At 66.0% G+C, this 16,830-nt stretch carries 14 protein-coding genes; 10 read left to right on the forward strand and 4 right to left on the reverse strand.

Features of this window, described 5'->3' with window-relative positions; all coding sequences use genetic code 11:
- Positions 1–152: 152 nt before the first annotated feature.
- The 3 genes from KK488_RS13095 to KK488_RS13105 all read right to left on the reverse strand — a co-directional run bounded on the left by KK488_RS13095 (position 153) and on the right by KK488_RS13105 (position 3,722).
- A complete protein-coding gene (locus KK488_RS13095; protein ID WP_214624131.1) occupies positions 153–2,513 on the reverse strand; it encodes a TonB-dependent receptor in 2,361 nt (786 codons plus the stop codon).
- A 206-nt stretch (positions 2,514–2,719) separates the two neighbouring features.
- The gene (locus tag KK488_RS13100; RefSeq protein ID WP_214624132.1) at positions 2,720–3,250 is read right to left on the reverse strand and encodes a cupin domain-containing protein; all 531 of its coding nucleotides are present in this window, start codon (positions 3,248–3,250) and stop codon (positions 2,720–2,722) included.
- A 4-nt stretch (positions 3,251–3,254) separates the two neighbouring features.
- On the reverse strand, positions 3,255–3,722 hold the full coding sequence (locus KK488_RS13105) for a nuclear transport factor 2 family protein (protein WP_214624133.1): 468 nt from the start codon (positions 3,720–3,722) through the stop codon (positions 3,255–3,257).
- Positions 3,723–4,070: 348 nt separating this feature from the next.
- On the opposite strand from KK488_RS13105, the gene KK488_RS13110 reads away from it, so the two are divergent.
- From KK488_RS13110 to KK488_RS13135, 6 genes are read left to right on the forward strand one after another with little or no spacing between them, the layout of a single operon-like run.
- Entirely contained in the window at positions 4,071–4,754 is a 684-nt protein-coding gene (locus KK488_RS13110; RefSeq protein WP_214624134.1) for a winged helix-turn-helix domain-containing protein, read from the forward strand.
- Entirely contained in the window at positions 4,751–5,764 is a 1,014-nt protein-coding gene (locus tag KK488_RS13115) for a sensor histidine kinase (protein WP_214624135.1), read from the forward strand. The genes KK488_RS13110 and KK488_RS13115 overlap by 4 nt, the downstream gene beginning before the upstream one ends.
- Before the next feature lie 43 nt (positions 5,765–5,807).
- A complete protein-coding gene (locus tag KK488_RS13120; protein ID WP_214624136.1) occupies positions 5,808–6,944 on the forward strand; it encodes an efflux RND transporter periplasmic adaptor subunit in 1,137 nt (378 codons plus the stop codon).
- A 9-nt stretch (positions 6,945–6,953) separates the two neighbouring features.
- Entirely contained in the window at positions 6,954–10,031 is a 3,078-nt protein-coding gene (locus tag KK488_RS13125; RefSeq protein WP_214624137.1) for an efflux RND transporter permease subunit, read from the forward strand.
- On the forward strand, positions 10,024–10,323 hold the full coding sequence (locus KK488_RS13130; protein WP_214624138.1) for a DUF3240 family protein: 300 nt from the start codon (positions 10,024–10,026) through the stop codon (positions 10,321–10,323). The genes KK488_RS13125 and KK488_RS13130 overlap by 8 nt, the downstream gene beginning before the upstream one ends.
- A 5-nt stretch (positions 10,324–10,328) precedes the next feature.
- A complete protein-coding gene (locus tag KK488_RS13135) occupies positions 10,329–11,567 on the forward strand; it encodes a TolC family protein (protein WP_432653853.1) in 1,239 nt (412 codons plus the stop codon).
- A 249-nt stretch (positions 11,568–11,816) separates the two neighbouring features.
- On the opposite strand, the gene KK488_RS13140 is transcribed toward KK488_RS13135, so the two are convergent.
- The gene (locus KK488_RS13140) at positions 11,817–13,685 is read right to left on the reverse strand and encodes a ribonucleoside-diphosphate reductase subunit alpha (protein WP_214624285.1); all 1,869 of its coding nucleotides are present in this window, start codon (positions 13,683–13,685) and stop codon (positions 11,817–11,819) included.
- 570 nt (positions 13,686–14,255) lie between these two features.
- Between KK488_RS13140 and KK488_RS13145 the strand changes: the two genes are divergently transcribed.
- From KK488_RS13145 to KK488_RS13160, 4 genes are all read left to right on the forward strand, one after another.
- Entirely contained in the window at positions 14,256–14,843 is a 588-nt protein-coding gene (locus tag KK488_RS13145; protein ID WP_214624139.1) for a helix-hairpin-helix domain-containing protein, read from the forward strand.
- A 79-nt stretch (positions 14,844–14,922) separates the two neighbouring features.
- Positions 14,923–16,116, forward strand: a complete 1,194-nt coding sequence (locus KK488_RS13150; RefSeq protein WP_214624140.1) for an MFS transporter — start codon at positions 14,923–14,925, stop codon at positions 16,114–16,116.
- Positions 16,113–16,559, forward strand: a complete 447-nt coding sequence (locus KK488_RS13155) for an inositol monophosphatase family protein (RefSeq protein ID WP_214624141.1) — start codon at positions 16,113–16,115, stop codon at positions 16,557–16,559. The genes KK488_RS13150 and KK488_RS13155 overlap by 4 nt, the downstream gene beginning before the upstream one ends.
- Complete coding sequence (locus KK488_RS13160; protein WP_214624142.1) at positions 16,529–16,828, forward strand: inositol monophosphatase family protein; 300 nt, start codon at positions 16,529–16,531, stop codon at positions 16,826–16,828. Before KK488_RS13155 ends, KK488_RS13160 begins: the two co-directional genes overlap by 31 nt.
- Positions 16,829–16,830 lie beyond the last annotated feature (2 nt).

Genomic DNA, 16,830 nt, shown 5'->3' on the forward strand with positions numbered 1-16,830 from the left:
ATCTGTCCTGTTTAGACTGAACCAGCATGTGCTCCTCCTCCGCAGGAGCATTGATTTGCCTAGGCGAGACAAGTCCTGAAAAAGAAAGCCGGCAGTCCTGAGGGGGACTGCCGGCCAGTTGTTCCGTCTTCGGAGTAGGAGAGAGACGGGATTTAGAAGTTCCGCTTCACGGTGAGCGCCCATTCGCGGGGGCGGCCCGGCGCATTCCACGAGAAGCCGATGACCGGGATGAAGCTCAGATCCGCGTTCGACACATAATAGACCTTGTCGGTGAGGTTGGTGACCTCGAGCGCGAACTCCCAGGCGCGGTCCGTGTCGCGCCAGGTCAGGCGCGCATTGGCCAGCGTGTAGGGCGCGATGCGGGCAGTGGGCCGCGGCGTGCCGCTCGAGAAGACCTCCGAGGTATAGCTCGCGTCCAGGCGCGGGGTCAGGCTGCCCATCGCGCCCAGGTCGAACTCATATTGCGCGCCGACACTCCATTTCCAGTCCGGCGAATAAGCGCGGACGACCTGTGTGCCCGCGCTCGGATTGACGCGGGTATAGCGGAATTTGAGGTAGCTGACCGAGCCGTCGATCAGCAGGCCATCCACGGGCTCGGCAGTCATCTCGGCCTCGACGCCCTTCACTTCCGCGTCGCCCGCATTGGCGGTGACGCCGCAGGTCGGGAAGGTCGAGATCTGCGGGCAGGTCAGCAGCGTGAACTGGACGTCCTTCAGCGTGCTGTAGAAGGCCGCCAGGTTCAGGCGCAGCTTGCGGTCGAACAGGGTGTTCTTGAGGCCCAGCTCATAGTTGACCGTGCTTTCCGGGCCGAACGGCAGGGCCTGATCCGGCGCGAAGGGACGCGGCGTGTTGCCGCCTGAGCGGTAGCCCGTGGCGACGGAGGCATAGCCCATGATGTCCGGCGTCAGCTTGTAGTCGGCGCTGATCGACCAGTCCCAAGTGCCCTTCTTGTAGCGGCTGGTGATCGTGTCGAGCACTTCATAGCCTGGCGCGACCGCACCTGTCTGCGTGTAACGGCGCAGGGCGAAGCTCTTCGTCTCATGTGTGTAGCGCAGGCCGCCGACCAGGTTGAACTTGTCGGTGACGTGCCACGCGACGTTGGCGAAGCCCGCCACGGAGTCGTTCTTGATCCGGTCATTGTTGGTGAAGTCGTAGCTAGGCGACTGATAGATGAAATACTGGCGTGGGCGATAGGCTGCCCAGCGGTGCAGATAATAGCCACCCAGCGTATATTCGATCGCGCCATCGGCGAGCTTGCCGCTCAGGCGCGTTTCCTGGCTGAACTGACGGTTGTCGATGTCCTGGAAGTCGAGACCCAGGCCCAGCGGCGATCCGTCGACGTCGCCGACCCACTGGGCGCGGGACTTGCGATAGGCCGTGATCGACTTGATCTTGATGCCGGCGATCGGCTCCCAGTCGATGGTGCCGGCGGTGCCCCAGCTCTTATATTGCTGGCGTGGGGTCGCCGTGATCGTGCGGTTCGGCACGCCCTCGATCACGCCGCCCGGCATGTAGTAAGAGGAATAGTTGGTGTAGGGATCCGGCGCCGAGAAGCGGGCGTCGTAGGGTACGCCGTTCAGCTTGACGCGGTCGAGAATGTTGTTGGTGTTGTTCCACACCACGCCGCCCATCTCCGAATCGTCCTGGATGACGTCGGCCGAAACGTTGACTTCGAGGTTCGAGGTTGGGAGGATGCGGACGGCGCCGCGCACGGCCTTATAGTCCACGCCGCCCATCGTGCCGAGCAGGCAGTCATTGCCGGTGACGAAGGTGGGCAGGCCGCTGCCGGGGTGCGAGCAGGCATAATCGATGCGCTTCACATAGCCGCGCTGGCTCTTGGAGACGCCGCTGATGCGCACGAAGACCGCGTCCGGAACCAGCGTCAAGTCGCCCGAAGCGCGCAGGTCGATGCGGTTGCGGCTGCCATAGGTCGCCTCGGCAAAGCCGCCCTCGCCATTGGGCTTGCGGGTATAGAGCTTGACCGCGCCGCCGATCGAGTTGGCGCCGGCGTTGGTGCCCTGCGGGCCGCGCAGGATCTCGACGCGATCCAGGTCGAGCAGGTCGAACACCGCGCCGACAGTGCTCGTGTAGAACACGTCGTCGATATACATGCCGACGCCCGGCGAGAAGGCGGGATGGGGATCGATCTGGCCGCCGATGCCGCGAATGCTGGTGGCGATCGAGGGACCCCACACGCCAGCCTGCGGCTTCAACGTGACGTTCGGTGCCTGCGCCGCGATCTGCGAGATGTTGGTCTGGCTGCGGCGCGCCAGCATGTCGGCGCTGACGGCCGTGATCGCGACCGGCGTGTCCTGCACGTTGGTGGAGCGGAACTGGGCGGTGACGACGATGTCGCCGAGGCCGGAGCCGTCATCGGCGTTCTGCGCCGTATCCTGTGCGGGTGCGTCCTGCGCCTGGGCGGACGCGGCCGATGCGCACAGCATGGCGAGCGAGAGGAGCGACGTTCCGATGGCGAAACGACGAACAGAAGCATTCGATCTTTGGATTGACATGATGGACTCCCCTAATGACACGTCCCGAACTTCGGGATCGCGGGCCGCGGGCGGACATCGCCCAGCGGCCTGATTGGCTGGAAATTAATTTCGTATTTTGAAATTTTTGTCAAAGGCATTTTTTGACATTGGATTAATGAACGTATGAAGTAAGTGGCTTTTCGGCCACAGGTCATAACGCCCACCGGCGCCTGTGGGAGGCGGGTTCAGCGCTCCGTGGGGGTAATCGTGGCGTGTAGCTCGTCCGGGGAAAAAAGCTCGAAATCGGCCAGTTCTGGCGCGAATTCAGCCCCCATCATGACGAACAGCATCCGGCATCGTTTGCCGCTGCGATTGACCCAGGCGTGGTTGGTGCCGCGTTGAACAACGGTGTCACCTTCCTTGAGAACCACCTCGACGCCGTCATCGAGGATCAGGCACATCTCGCCTTCGATGACATAGGCGTAATCGATTGTTTTCGTGCGATGCATCCACGGTTCCGGATCATTCTCGCCCGGCGTGCTCTCCAGAATCCGTAACCGCGTGCCGCGCTCCTTGATCGTGAAATCGAGCGCTTCGCGTATCGGATCGGGCTCGTCGGGGGTGACGAGCGGCGGATAGTCGCTGGTCGCCCAGACGTCGCCCAGCGACATGCCCGGGCGGCCGAGCGGGTGGACGCGGGCGTCGGTATCGCTGAGCACGACCGAGCGGCCCTGCGCGTCATGGCCGGTGACGACCCGCCTGATTGTCTGTGTCATGCCGTCAGATGCCCTTCCCCTGGTCGAACTCGGTCACGGCGCGGCGCTTCCGGATCTTCCAGGCGCCATTCTCGCGGACCAGCTGGTCCTCGTAGAAGCCGGAGCGCAACGCATGCGGGCTGCCGTCCGGGCCGGCCATCACCCACATCCAACGGGAATGGGCGGTGGCGGTGTCGCCGGTCACGTCGACGACCATATTGCCCATGAGATGGTGCGGCCGGGGCCGGGGCTTCTCTTCAGCGGGCGTGCTATTGTTGCGCGCGCCGCCGGCGAAGAGATCGTCAAGCATCTTCTTGATGCCGGCAGGCGTCCTGGCCTGGCCGATGCCGCCGCTCCACTCGCCGTCGGCGGCGAACAGGTCCGAATAGGCCTGGGTATCGCGGCTATCGAGCGCGCGGCCATATTCGAGCAGGATACCGCGAATGGCCTCCTTGTCTTCCAGGATCTGGAGCCTCTCCTCGACGCTTGTCATTCTCTCACCATTTCTTGGGAGCATGGTTCGGGCGACCCGCTCCGGTTTCATCCGCCGGGATCGGTACGGCCAATCCCGCGCCGTTTAGTTCTGATTTAGAAATTAACGTCAAGCGAAATTTTGCATTCTGCACGTGTCGATCGTCGCTGATGGTGCGCCCTTCCGCCTCAGGCGCAAGGACACCGGCCGCGGATGGGGCGATCGCGACGCCGAAGATGGACCGCTCGTGCAGCTCAGGTGTGTCAGGCTTTGGTCAGCCGCCGCTGGCACAATGACCTGCGTTCCACTGGAAGCTGGACCCACTGGTCCGGATCGACTTTAATATCGTCCAGCGAAGAACGGGATCAAATGGCGCGACTGCTGGTGATTGAGGACAATGAGCGGCTTGCGGCCTTGATAGCCGAGGGCCTCGCGGGGCTCGGCTATCGCAGCGACATCGCCCATAGCCTTGCCGATGCCGACGCTGCTCTTGCCGTTGCCGCCTTCGATGTCATCGTGCTGGATCTTGGATTGCCGGATGGCGATGGGCTTGACTGGCTCCGTGCTCGCCAACCCGCCGGAGAGCCCCCCGCGCTCATTCTGACCGCGCGCGGGGGCCTCGAGGATCGGGTCAACGGACTGGACGCGGGGGCTGACGATTATCTGGTGAAGCCCTTTTCGGTGGAAGAGCTGGCGGCGCGTTTGCGCGCCTTGCTTCGCCGGCCGGGCCGACGCGCCGAGCCTGTCCTGAAGGTCGGATCGATAAAATATGATTCGACCAGCCGAAGCGCGTCGGTCGACGATCGTCCGCTCGATCTCGCGCGCCGCGAGGCGGATTTGCTCGAGTTGCTCCTCCGGCGGGCCGGACAGGTGGTTCGCCGCAGGAGTATCGAGGACGCCCTTTATCGCCTCGATGAGGCGGTGACGCCCAATGCGCTTGAAGCGATCGTTTCGCGCCTTCGCCGCAAGCTCGACGATGCCGGCGCCGTCGGCCAGCTCCATACGGTCCGCGGCGTCGGTTATCTCCTGCGCGAACCCGATCAAGCCCGATGAAGGGATCGGACTCGATTGTCGGCCGGCTGACGCTGAGCCTGACCCTGGTCGCGCTCATCGGCGCGCTGCTGCTCCTTCTGTTCATCGGCATTGAATATCGCATGTCGTTTGCCGAGCTTTCGGATGCTTCGGCGTTGCCGGCCATCATTCACGAGCTGACAGAGCATGTCGTCATTCCCATGCTATTGCTGGCAACCCCGATGACCTTGACCGGGCTGTGGGCCATCCGCCGCGCTTTAAAGCCGCTTGAGGAAGCGGCGCGCAAGATCGACGCCGCGCAGGGGCAATCGCGCGGCGTGCGCGTCGAGGTGGAAAGCCTTCCGCTCGAGGCGAAGCCGTTCGCTCGCTCGGTCAACGCCCTGCTCGACCGGGTCGATGTCGCGGCCGCCATGCACGAAGCGTTCGCGGCCGACATCGCCCATGAGCTGCGCACGCCCCTCACCCTGCTGTCACTGGAGCTCGACCAGCTCGACGGCGCGAAGTCCGAGCAGCTCAGGCTCGACGTGGGGGCGATGCGCCGCCTGATCGACCAGTTGATGCTGCTTGCCCAGGTCGACGCGGAGCGCGCGGCGCACACGTCGCCGACGCCTGTCGACCTCGTCGAGCTGGCCGGCGATGTCGTTGCGCAAATGGCGCCGGCTGCGCTGGCGGACGGCAGGCAGATCGAATTGAACGGCGAAAACAGCGGTGTCGTCCCGGGGCGGCGGGAGGCAATTGCGGCGGCACTCCGCAACCTCGTCGAAAATGCGCTGCGCGTCACCCCGGCCGGCGATACCGTCGTCGTGCTGGCCGACCGGCCAGGGGAACTCGCCGTCAGGGACGGGGGCGAGGGGCTTTCTCCCGAGCGGCTGGACATCCTCGTTCAGCGCCTGCGCCGGGCCGATCATGCCAGCAGCAACGGCGCCGGCCTCGGCCTCGCCATCGTCGCGCGGATCATGGCGGCGCATGGCGGCAGGCTCGTCACCAATCCCGACCGGCGCGAACTGCGCCTTATTTTCCCCCTCTGCTGATTCTTGTCAGGGACCTGTCAGGCAACGCCGGATAGTCGGCGTCATGAACAGGAACAAATGGCTCATTGGCGGTGCGCTGGGATTGGTGGCGCTTGCGCTGGTGTGGTGGCTCGTGCCGCACGGGGGAACCGGCGACCCCGGCGATCCGGCGCCGGAAGAGAAGGCATCCGTTGCCGGCGCACCCAGGGAAATGTCCCTTTCCGCCGAGCAGGCCAAGGCGCTGTCGCTGCATTTCGCACGGGCTGAACAGGCCAGCCTCGTCCCGATCGCGACGGTGCCCGCCATGGTCTCGCCCCCGCCCAACGCCCGCGTGGCGGTCGCCGCGCAGCTGCCGGGTGTCGTCATGCGCGTCTTCGTGGTCGAGGGGCAGGATGTTCACGCCGGGCAGATGCTGGCGACCGTTTCCAGCCGCGACGTCGTCAGCCTCGCCGCCGAGTTGGCGCGGGCCCGGGCCCGGCTCGACGTGGCGCGGGCGAACGCCGCGCGCCTCGCGCAGCTCAGCAAAGAGGGCATCGTCGCGCCAGCACGGGCGGACGAGGCCGGCGCCCTGTTTCGCCAGGCGCAGATCGACGTGTCGGAGCAGGCGCGCCTGATCGGCATGGCCAACGGCTCCAGCGGCACGGGCTATAGCCTGACCGCGCCGATCGGCGGGCGCATCAGCACGATGTCGATCGAAACCGGCAAGGCGCTCGATCCGGGTGCCGCGCCGTTCGTCATCGATGCCGGCGGGGCGATGCAGGCCCAGGGGCAACTGCCCGAGCGCCTGATCGGCAAGGTCCAACCGGGCATGACCGTGCGCGCGGCGGGTGCCTCGGGCAAGGTGCTCGCCGTCGGTTCGGCGATCGATCCCGCAACGCGATCGGCCAGCCTCACTGCCAGCCTCGATGGTGGTGGCGATCGCGATGGCGCGGTCCGGGCCGGGCAGGCGCTCTCGCTTGCGATCATGGGACCCGCGCCGCAGGGCGCGGTTCGCGTGCCGGCCGCTGCCGTGGCGCAGCTCCCGGGCGGCGCTATCGTGTTCGTCCGCAGCGCCCGGGGTGTGATCCCGCGCCCGGTGACCCTCGCGGCAGGCGGCGAGCGGTCGGACGGCGAGCGCATCATCCTGTCCGGTCTCAAGCCCGGCGAAGACGTCGTCATAACCTCCGTGAGCGAGCTCAAGGCGCTCGCCACCGCGGAATAGGGCGGACCCATGCTCCGTACCCTCGTTGCACAGGCGCTCTCCTATCGGCTGCTCGTCCTCGCGCTCGCGGCGGTGATCGCCGGTCTCGGCGCCTGGGCATTTGTCGGCCTGCCGGTCGATGCCTATCCCAATATCGCGCCCGCGCAGGTGAAGGTCATCCTCAAGGCCCCTGGCATGACGCCGGAAGAGGTCGAGACGCGGGTCATCACGCCGATCGAAATGGAGATGCTCGGCATTCCGGGCCAGGCGATCCTGCGCTCGACGGCCAAATATGCCATCGCGGACATCACCATCGATTTCCAGGACGGCACCGACATCTACTGGGCGCGCCAGCAGGTCGCCGAGCGCCTGTCCGGCGTGATGGGGGATCTGCCGCCGTCGGTCAGCGGCGGCATGGCGCCGATCTCCACACCGCTGTCCGAAATGTTCATGTTCACGATCGAGGGGCCGCTGTCGCTGCAGGAAAAGCGCACGCTGCTCGACTGGACAATCCGCCCGGCGCTGCGAACCGTACCCGGTGTCGCGGATGTGAACTCGCTGGGAGGGCATGCGAAGGCTTTCGAGGTTCGGCCCGATCCGGTGGCGCTGAGCGCCGCGGGACTGACGATCGCCGATCTGCGCCAGGCGATAGAGAGCGGCAACCGCAACGACGGCGCGGGCCGGCTCGCCGATGGCGAGGACGCCCTGATCGTGCGCGCGGTCGGGGCGATCCGGTCCGAAGAGGATTTGCGCGCGCTGGTCGTGCGCACGCAGGGCAGCCATGTCGTGCGCCTGGGCGACGTCGCCCAGGTCGGGATCGGCAGTCTCACCCGATACGGCGCGGTCAGCCGCGACGGCAAGGGCGAGGCGGTGGAAGGCCTCGTCATCGCACTGCGTGGCGCGGATGCGCGGCAAGTGGTCAGTGGTGTGAAGCAGCGCCTCGCGGAGGTCGAGAAGACCCTGCCCAGGGGCACCTCGATCGACGTGTTCTATGATCGTTCGGATCTCATCGCGCGGGCTGTCGGAACGGTCGAGGAAGCCCTGCTTGAGGCGACGGTGCTGGTCGTCATCCTGCTGATCCTGTTCCTGGGCGACTGGCGAGCAGCAGGCATTGTCGCACTCATCCTGCCGATGGCGGCGCTTGTGACCTTTCTCATCATGAGGGCGGTGGGCCTGACCGCCAATCTGATGAGCCTCGGCGGCCTTGCCATTGCAATCGGCATGCTGGTCGATGCCGCCGTCGTCGTCGTCGAGAATATCGTCGAGCGTCTGAATATGGTCGATACCGAGGATCATCATCCCCGCCTCAATCATGTCTTTCGTGCGACCAGCGACGTCATCGTCCCTGTTTCGGCGGGGATCGTGATCATCGCGCTCGTCTTCTTCCCGCTGCTTTCGCTGCAAGGTCTTGAGGGCAAGCTGTTCGGTCCGGTCGCGCTGACCATCGTCTTCGCGCTCGCCGCCTCGCTTTTGCTGGCTCTGACGCTCGTGCCGGTGCTGTCTTCGCTTGGTCTGCGGACCGGCCATCACGGCGAGCCCTGGATCATGCGCGTCCTGGCGCCGCGCTACCGCGCGCTCCTCGCCGGCGCCTTCGCGCGCAAGCAGCTTGTCTATGGACTGGCCGGTGCCGGGCTTGCGGTGGCGGTCGCCGCTTATGGCGGCGTCGGCAAGACCTTCATGCCATCGATGGACGAGGGCTCCGTCATCATCCAGCTCACCAAGCTGCCCAGCATCGGCCTCGCCCATTCGGTGGAAGGAGACCTCGCGGCGCAGCGCGAGATCCTGAAACATGTGCCCGAAGTGAAGAGCGTCATCTCGCGCGTGGGGTCCGACGAGCTTGGACTCGATCCGATGAGTCTCAACGAGACCGATACGTTCCTGATGCTCAAGCCGCAGTCCGAGTGGCGCGGCACCAAGGATGAGCTCATCGACAGCTTGCGTCTGTCGGTCGAGAAGCTGCCCGGCATCCAGCATGCTTTCACCCAGCCGATCGAAATGCGCGTCTCCGAGATGCTGACGGGCGCGCGCGGTGACCTGGCGGTCAAGATCTTCGGTCCCGATCTCGACACGCTCGCCGAGCTGGCCGGGCGAGTCCAGGGCGTCCTGCGGAAAGTGCCGGGCGCCACAGAAGTCATGACGGTCGCCAACGACAAGGTCGACTATCTGCAGATCGACATCGACCGACTCGCCGCCGGCCGCGCGGGCATGCCGGTCGACACGCTGCAGGACGCCATGCGGGCCCAGCTCGAAGGGCTTCATGCCGGCATCGTCGCCGAGGGACAGAAGCGCACGCCCATCCTCATCAAGGGCGATGACACGCTGCGCAGCAGCCCCGAGCGGTTCGCCGACCTCATGCTGCGCACGCCCTCCGGCGAGCTGGCGCGCGTGAGCGACCTCGCCAGCGTCAAGCGAGTGGAAGGCCCGGTGAAGCTCGATCATGAAAATGGCTCGCGCTACGCCCTCGTGCAGGCCTTCGTCTCCGGACGCGATCTGGTCGGCTATGTCGAGGAGGCCAAGGCCCAGGTGGCGAAGCAGATCAACCTGCCCGCAGGCTATCGCCTCGTCTGGGGTGGGCAGTTCGAGAACCAGCAGCGCGCGTCGGCCCGCCTCATGCTGGTCATTCCCATCGCGCTCCTGCTCATCTTCTTCGTGCTGCTGGCGACGTTGCGATCGCTGCGCGCCGCCACGCTCATCCTGGTCAACATTCCCTTCGCCATGGTCGGCGGGATCGTCTCGCTCTGGGTCTCGGGCGAGTATCTGTCCGTGCCTGCGTCGGTCGGCTTCATCGCGCTGCTGGGCATTGCGGTGCTCAACGGCCTCGTGCTGGTGGCCTATTTCCGTCAGCTGCGCGCCGAGGGTATGGCAATGGCGCAGGCCGTCCGGCTGGGCGCCGAGCGGCGGCTGCGGCCGGTGATGATGACCGCGAGCATCACCGCCTTCGGTCTCGTGCCCCTGCTCTTCGCCACCGGCCCCGGCTCGGAGATCCAGCGCCCGCTGGCGATCGTGGTCATCGGCGGCCTCATCACCTCGACGCTGCTGACCCTGGTCCTGCTCCCCATTCTCTTCGAGCGCTTTGGCGAGAGCGGCACGGAGATCGCCGATGCCTGAACTGCTGCTCACGGTCCATTGCAGCCGGGCCGACGCTGCATCCATTGCCGCCACCCTGCGCGACGTTACCCGTCACCCGGTTCACCAGCGCGACGAGACCGTCCATGGCCTCGACTTCTCGGATGCCACGGCGGCGGAAAGCGTCACGGGCCGCCTCGACCGGGTGTCACTGGATGTGCGCGTCGAGGAATCCGGCGCGTCGGCAATCGTCACGCAGATCGGCGCGCTCAAGCGCTCGGGGCCGGTGCGTTGGCGCCTCGCTCCCATCATCGCCTCCGGGAGGTTTTCTTGAAACGCCTGATATCAGCCGCATTGCTCGGGGCGGCGTCGCTCACGGCATGGCCGGCCGCAGCGCAGGACCGGCAGCATGCCGACCTGCCGCCTGTCGAGCTGGTTGCGAGCGCGCTCGACAATCATCCTGCCGTCAAGGCCGCCGAAGCCCGCCTGGCGGCGGCGCGGGCACAGGCCGGGATGCTGGCCGCGGGCACGCACGAAGTGACGGTGCAGGGCAGCTACATCCGCCGTACCGTAAACAATGAAGGCGGCTTCAACGAGTTCGACGCCACGATCATGCGGCCCTTCCGCCTGCCCGGAAAGGCCGGCCTTGACCGCCAGGCGGGAGATCTGGGTGTGAAGGCAGCGCAGAACAGGATGGAGGATGTCAGGCATCAGACGGCCTTGCTGCTCGCCGGCCTATGGTATGACTGGATGACGGCATCCGCCTTGGCCCGGAATGACGCGGCGATGGTCGCCAACCTTGAGCGAGCGCTTGCAGCGGTCAAGCGGCGCGCGGAAATGCGTGATGCGTCGGATCTCGACATCGATCAGGCAGCCGCCGCCCTCGCACTTGCGCAGGGGCAACTCGCCCAGTCGAGGGCACTGGCGGCCGAGGCGCGCGTCAAGCTCGCCGCACAGTTTCCGGACCTGCCGCTTCCCGTCGACGCGCCGGAAATGGTCAGCCCCCACGACCTGCCGCAGAATTTCGAGGAACTGCGCGCGCTGGTCATCGAGCGTAGCCACGAAATCGGCGCGGCCCGGGCCGAGGCCGAGCGCCAGTCCGTCACCGCGAGGCGCGTCAAGGCGGACAGGATCGCCGATCCCAGCTTCGGCTTCCGCCTGTTCAGCGAGCGCGGCGGCATTGAAAAAGGTGTCGGCCTCGTGGCGGCCATGCCGTTGGGCGGCCGCCATCGGTCACGCGCGGCGGACGAGGCGGAAGCCATGGCCAGCTCGGCGCAGCTGGAGCTCGGCGTCGTGGAGCGCGACGTCCAGGTCATGGCGGATGCGGACCTCTCCAATGCACGGACACGCCTCATCGTCTGGGAGCAGGTGACGGAAGCCCGGATCAGGGCGGATTCGACGAGCGAGCGGACGCGCAAGGGCTATCAGCTGGGCGCCATCGATCTGTCCGACCTGCTCTATGCCGAGCGGCAGGCCAATGAGACGCGGCGGGCGGAGATCGCGGCGCGCGCGGATTCAGGGAAGGCGATCATCAAGCTGGAAATCGACTCCCATACCATCTGGGCGCCGGCCGAATAGACCCTGCCGATGGTCGAGCATATCCGCTTGTTGGGCTCCGTGCCGCGGATCGCGCCATAGATTTTGGGCGCCAGTCTGCAAAAAAAGAGGCCAGGAATGCTGCGAATTCCTGGAGCTCGTCCTGCGTAAGCGGCATGTGTTCCTGCGCCCGCCTTCGGCTCCGCAGGAACGCATGCCGTTCAGTCCAAACGGGACAGACTCCAGCCTTCAACTCTTGCTGAAAAGTTTCCGTTCTCGCTGAGTGTCTTCCTACTGACAGGCGAGACACTCGTCATAGTCGGTGTTGGGCAGCTCGATCTTCTTGAGCTCGGCGGTGTTATCCGCCTCGACGCCGCCCGCGAAGCCGGCGCGCTGGATCGACTTGGAGCGCAGATAATAGAGCGACTTCACGCCCAGCTCCCAGGCGCGGAAGTGGAGCATCAGCAGATCCCACTTCTCGACATCGGCCGGAATGAACAGGTTCAGCGACTGGGCCTGGTCGATATAGGGCGCGCGATCGGCGGCGAGCTCGATCAGCCAGCGCTGGTCGATCTCGAAGCTGGTCTTGTAGACGTCCTTCTCTTCCTGGCTCAGGAAATCGAGATGCTGGACCGAGCCGCCCTTCTCGAGGATCGAGTTCCAGACGTTGGTCGAGTCCTTGGACTTCGCCTGGAGGATCTTCTCCAGATAGGGGTTCTTCACGATGAAGCTGCCGGACAGCGTCTTGTGCGTGTAGATATTGGCCGGGATCGGCTCGATGCACGCGGACGTGCCGCCGCAGATGATGCTGATCGACGCGGTCGGCGCGATCGCCATCTTGCAGGAGAAGCGCTCCATCACGCCCTGGTCGGCAGCATCCGGGCAGGGGCCGCGCTCGACGGCGAGCTGCATCGAGGCCTCGTTGGCCTTCGAGCTGATATGCTTGAAGATCTTGAGGTTCCAGCTCTTGGCCATCGCCCCCTCGAACGGGATGCCGCGCGACTGCAGGAAGCTGTGGAAGCCCATGATGCCGAGGCCGACCGAGCGCTCGCGGCTGGCGCTATACTTGGCGCGCGCCATCTCGGGCGGGGCGCGGTCGATATAGTCCTGCAGCACATTGTCGAGGAAGCGCATCACGTCCTCGATGAAATTCTTGTCGCCGTTCCACTCGTCCCACGTCTCCATGCTGAGCGAGGAGAGGCAGCAGACGGCGGTGCGATCCATGCCGTGATGGTCGCGACCGGTCGGCAGGGTGATTTCCGAACAGAGGTTCGAGGTCGAGACCTTGAGGCCGACATCGCGATGATGCTTGGGCATCATGCGGTTCACCGTGTCGGAGAAGACGATATAAGGCTCGCCGGTGGCGAGGCGGGTCTCGACCAGCTTCTGAAAGAGGCTGCGTGCATCGACCGTGGCGCGGATGCTCTGATCCTTGGGCGAGCGAAGATGGAACTCCTTGCCGTCGCGCACCGCCTGCATGAACTCGTCGGTGATCAGCACGCCATGGTGCAGGTTGAGCGCCTTGCGGTTGAAGTCGCCCGAGGGCTTACGGATTTCGAGGAATTCCTCGATCTCGGGATGCGAGATGTCGAGATAGCAGGCGGCCGAACCGCGGCGCAGCGAGCCCTGCGAGATGGCGAGCGTCAGGCTGTCCATCACGCGCACGAAGGGGATGATGCCGCTGGTCTTGCCGTTGAGGCCGACCGGCTCGCCAATGCCGCGCACGCTGCCCCAGTAAGTGCCGATGCCGCCGCCGCGCGAGGCGAGCCAGACATTCTCGTTCCAGGTGTTGACGATGCCTTCGAGGCTGTCGTCCACGCTGTTGAGGTAGCAGCTGATCGGCAGGCCCCGGCCGGTGCCGCCATTGGAGAGGACGGGCGTGGCGGGCATGAACCACAGCTTGGAGATATAATCGTAGAGCCGCTGGGCATGCGCTTGATCGTCAGCATAGGCCGAGGCGACGCGGGCGAAGAGATCCTGATAGGATTCGCCGGGCAGCAGATAGCGGTCCTTGAGCGTCTCCTTGCCGAACTCGGTGAGGAGCGCATCACGCGACGGATCGGTGACGATGTCGAACCGGCGCGCGTCGACGGTGTTCGACGCGCTCGGCTTGCGCTTCGCCTTGTGGCTGACGGCCTCCTGCGGGGCCTTGGCGCTCATGGCCTTGGCGTTCGCCGGCGCGCTCTCGCTTGCCGCCTCGACGGCCAGGGTCGCTTCATTGATGCCTTCCGCCTGCAAATCACGAAACTCCATTCTTCGACCCCCAATGTTCTCTCTTCGTTCGATTCGGTCAAGTCCGCGAACCGGCAATTCCCTCGGGGCGAGACCTCCCTCGCCGCGACTTATGGTCGCGACCTGGAACTACAAGTTATTGCGTTGGCCCCCGTTTCGAACCACCAGTGATAGTGCCACAATGGCCAGCTGATGCAAGGGCGTTAAGAAGTTGGTAGCGATTCGGTTCGTCGATGAAAAGACTCGCTTCATGGCACCAATTCCCATGCTGCATTGCAGCGACGCGCGACGTTTCCGGTCTTTTCCGGCTCTGCAAGGGAACGATCCGCGAACGAAAAATATTTTTCGGTGGACGGACTGGGGACAGCGTCCCTCGACCATTCCGATATAGGATCGATCCGGTGAAATGAAAGGTCGGCATGACCCGCTGGTATTGAAATCGGGCGCGCCTTATGGTGGTGCAACGACACGGAAAAGCCGAGGCGGGATAGCTTGATCATGACCCAGAATGCCCTGTTTCTCTTCATCGCTGCGGTGGTTGTCGCGGTGGTCCTCATCCTGATCCTGCGCTCGCGGGCGAGCGGCGGGCCGAGCCAGGCCGGGCATCATGTCGACACGTCGGTGACGGCGGTCGGTGCCGCCGTCGAGGCGGTGCGCAATGTCGCCGAGGAAGTGATCGAGGCGGTCGAGCAGTCGATGGTGGCCGATGTCGCGGCGAGCGGCGCCAAGCCCGATGACGTGCAGGCCACGATGAGCAATGCGGCGGCGGTGATGACCAGCGGCGGCACGGCGACGGGCGGCGTCGCGCTGACCGATATCGGCGTGCCGGCTGCGAGCGGCGCGCCCGACAATCTGCGCCAGATCAAGGGACTCGGCCCCAAGCTCAACAGCACGTTGAATGCCCTCGGCATCACCCGCTTCGACCAGATCGCGGGCTGGAGCGCGGACGACGTCGCCAAGGTCGACGCGCATCTGGGCACCTTCAAGGGCCGCATCGTGCGTGACAACTGGATCGAGCAGGCGGATTTCCTCGCCAAGGGCGACGTTGCCGGCTTCGAGGCGAAGTTCGGCAAGCTCGACGGCTGAACCGATTCTGGCGCCGAACGCGTCCGATAGAAGGAAGACCCTGCTGCCCAATCCTGCTTTGTCCCAGCATGCGCCGGCTGTGCCCGCGCAACACCTGCCGCGCGCGCTGCTGCTGCTCGTCGCCGCGCTGACCGCGATCCTGCCGCTGTCGATCGAGGGCATGTCGCCGGTGCTGCCCTCGCTCACCAGCGATCTCGCCGTGCCCCGCGCCGATGTCGCGGCGGCGATGAGCGCGTTCGTCATCGCCTTCGCCGCCGCGCAGCTCTTCTGCGGCATGCTCGCCGACGCAGTTGGCCGCCGGCCGGTCATCTATGCCGGGCTCATCCTCTACATCGCCGCCAGCCTGATCGGCGCGAGCGCGCATGATTTCGTCGTCGTGGTCACGGCGCGGGTGCTGCAGGGGCTGGGCTGCGCCGCGCTGGCGCTTCTGGCCCGCACGATCGTGCGTGACCTGCTGGACCGCGCGGATGCCGCGCGGACGCTGGCGCTTGTCGGCGCCATCTATGGACCGGTGCCGACACTGGCGCCGCTGCTGAGCGGTGGGCTGGTCATGCTGTTCGGCTGGCGCGCGCCATTGCTCAGCATGGGCGTGATCTGCGCGATCGTCGCGCTCGCGAGCCTGCGTATCCTGCCCGAGACGCTGAGCCCGGAGCGGCGCCTGCCGCTGAACCCGGGCGGCGTGCTGCGGTCGCTTGGCGGACTGGCGCGGTCGAAAGCGCTGCTGGCCTTCGTGTTCGGCAATGCCTTTGCCTACAGCGTCCTGTTCATGTTCTCGACCGGCGCGCCGCAGGTCATCGTCGGGCGGCTGGGCGAGACGGCGGGCCACTATTCGATCATGCTCGCCATCTCGACCCTGGGCTTCGTCTTCGGCAGCCTGCTTTCGAACCGGATGATCCGCACCCATTCCCTGGAGGCGGCCTTGCGGTTCGGCACGGTGATCCAGGTGAGCGCCGGCATCGTCATGATCGCCGCGACCGCGCTCTGGCCCGGCGCCTGGGAAGCGCTGGTGGTGCCGGAGATTTTCTACACGTTCGGCTGGGGCGTGGTGCAGCCGCAGATGCAGGCCGGCGCGCTGTCGCTGCATCCCCGGGCGATCGGTCAGGCGTCGGCCCTGCTCGGCTTCGGCCAGCTCGCCGTGGCGGGCGTGATCGCGGCGGGCTTCGCGCGGCTGACCACCGGCTCGGCGCTGTCCCTTGCGATCGGCATGGCGTTCTGCGCGGGGATGGCACTGCTCTGCGCCTGGGTCTTCATCGGGCGGATGCGCGAGGCATGACGATCGATCATGCGCTGCTCCTCCGAGTGGCCGAGCCGGCGATCGCCTGTGCCAGCGACTTTGCGCGGCGGCGCGAAGCACTGGCGGTCGAAGAAAAAGCGCGCGGGCAATTCGCCTCCGAGGCGGATCGGGCGGTGGAGGACATCATCCGCGCGAGCCTGCGCGCTGAGTTGGACGCCGTCGCGCTGCTTGGCGAAGAAGGCGGCGGGGCGCTTGACGAGGGAGGGTCGGGCTGGGCGATCGATCCGATCGACGGCACCACCAATTTCCTGCGCGGGCTGCCGCTCTGGGGCATTTCGATCGGCTATATTGAACGGGGCGAGGCAGCGGCGGGACTCATCGCGCTGCCCGAGCTTGGTATCGTATTGAGCGCGGTGCGCGGGGCGGTGTCCAGCGCAACGGCACGCCGTTCGTGCGGCCCGCCCTGCCCGCCATCCGGCTGATCGCGCTCGGCGAGAATGACTTTGAACCCGGCCCGGCCAGCGATGAGCGGGCGGAGGGCCTACGCGCGCTCGACTTCGCCGTGGCACGCTATGGATGCGCCAGCTTTTCGCTCGCCGGTGCGGCGCTCGGCTGGACGGACGGCTATGTCGAGCATGGCTGCGGCCTCTGGGACATCGCTGCCGGCGTGGTCATCTGCCGGGAAGCCGGGCTTTGCGTGACGGCCAGCGAAATCGCGCCCGGTCGCTGGAGCATCGACGCACGGCGTTGACC

Origin of the sequence: Sphingobium nicotianae, from assembly GCF_018603885.1 — a bacterium.
GTDB lineage: Bacteria > Pseudomonadota > Alphaproteobacteria > Sphingomonadales > Sphingomonadaceae > Sphingobium > Sphingobium nicotianae.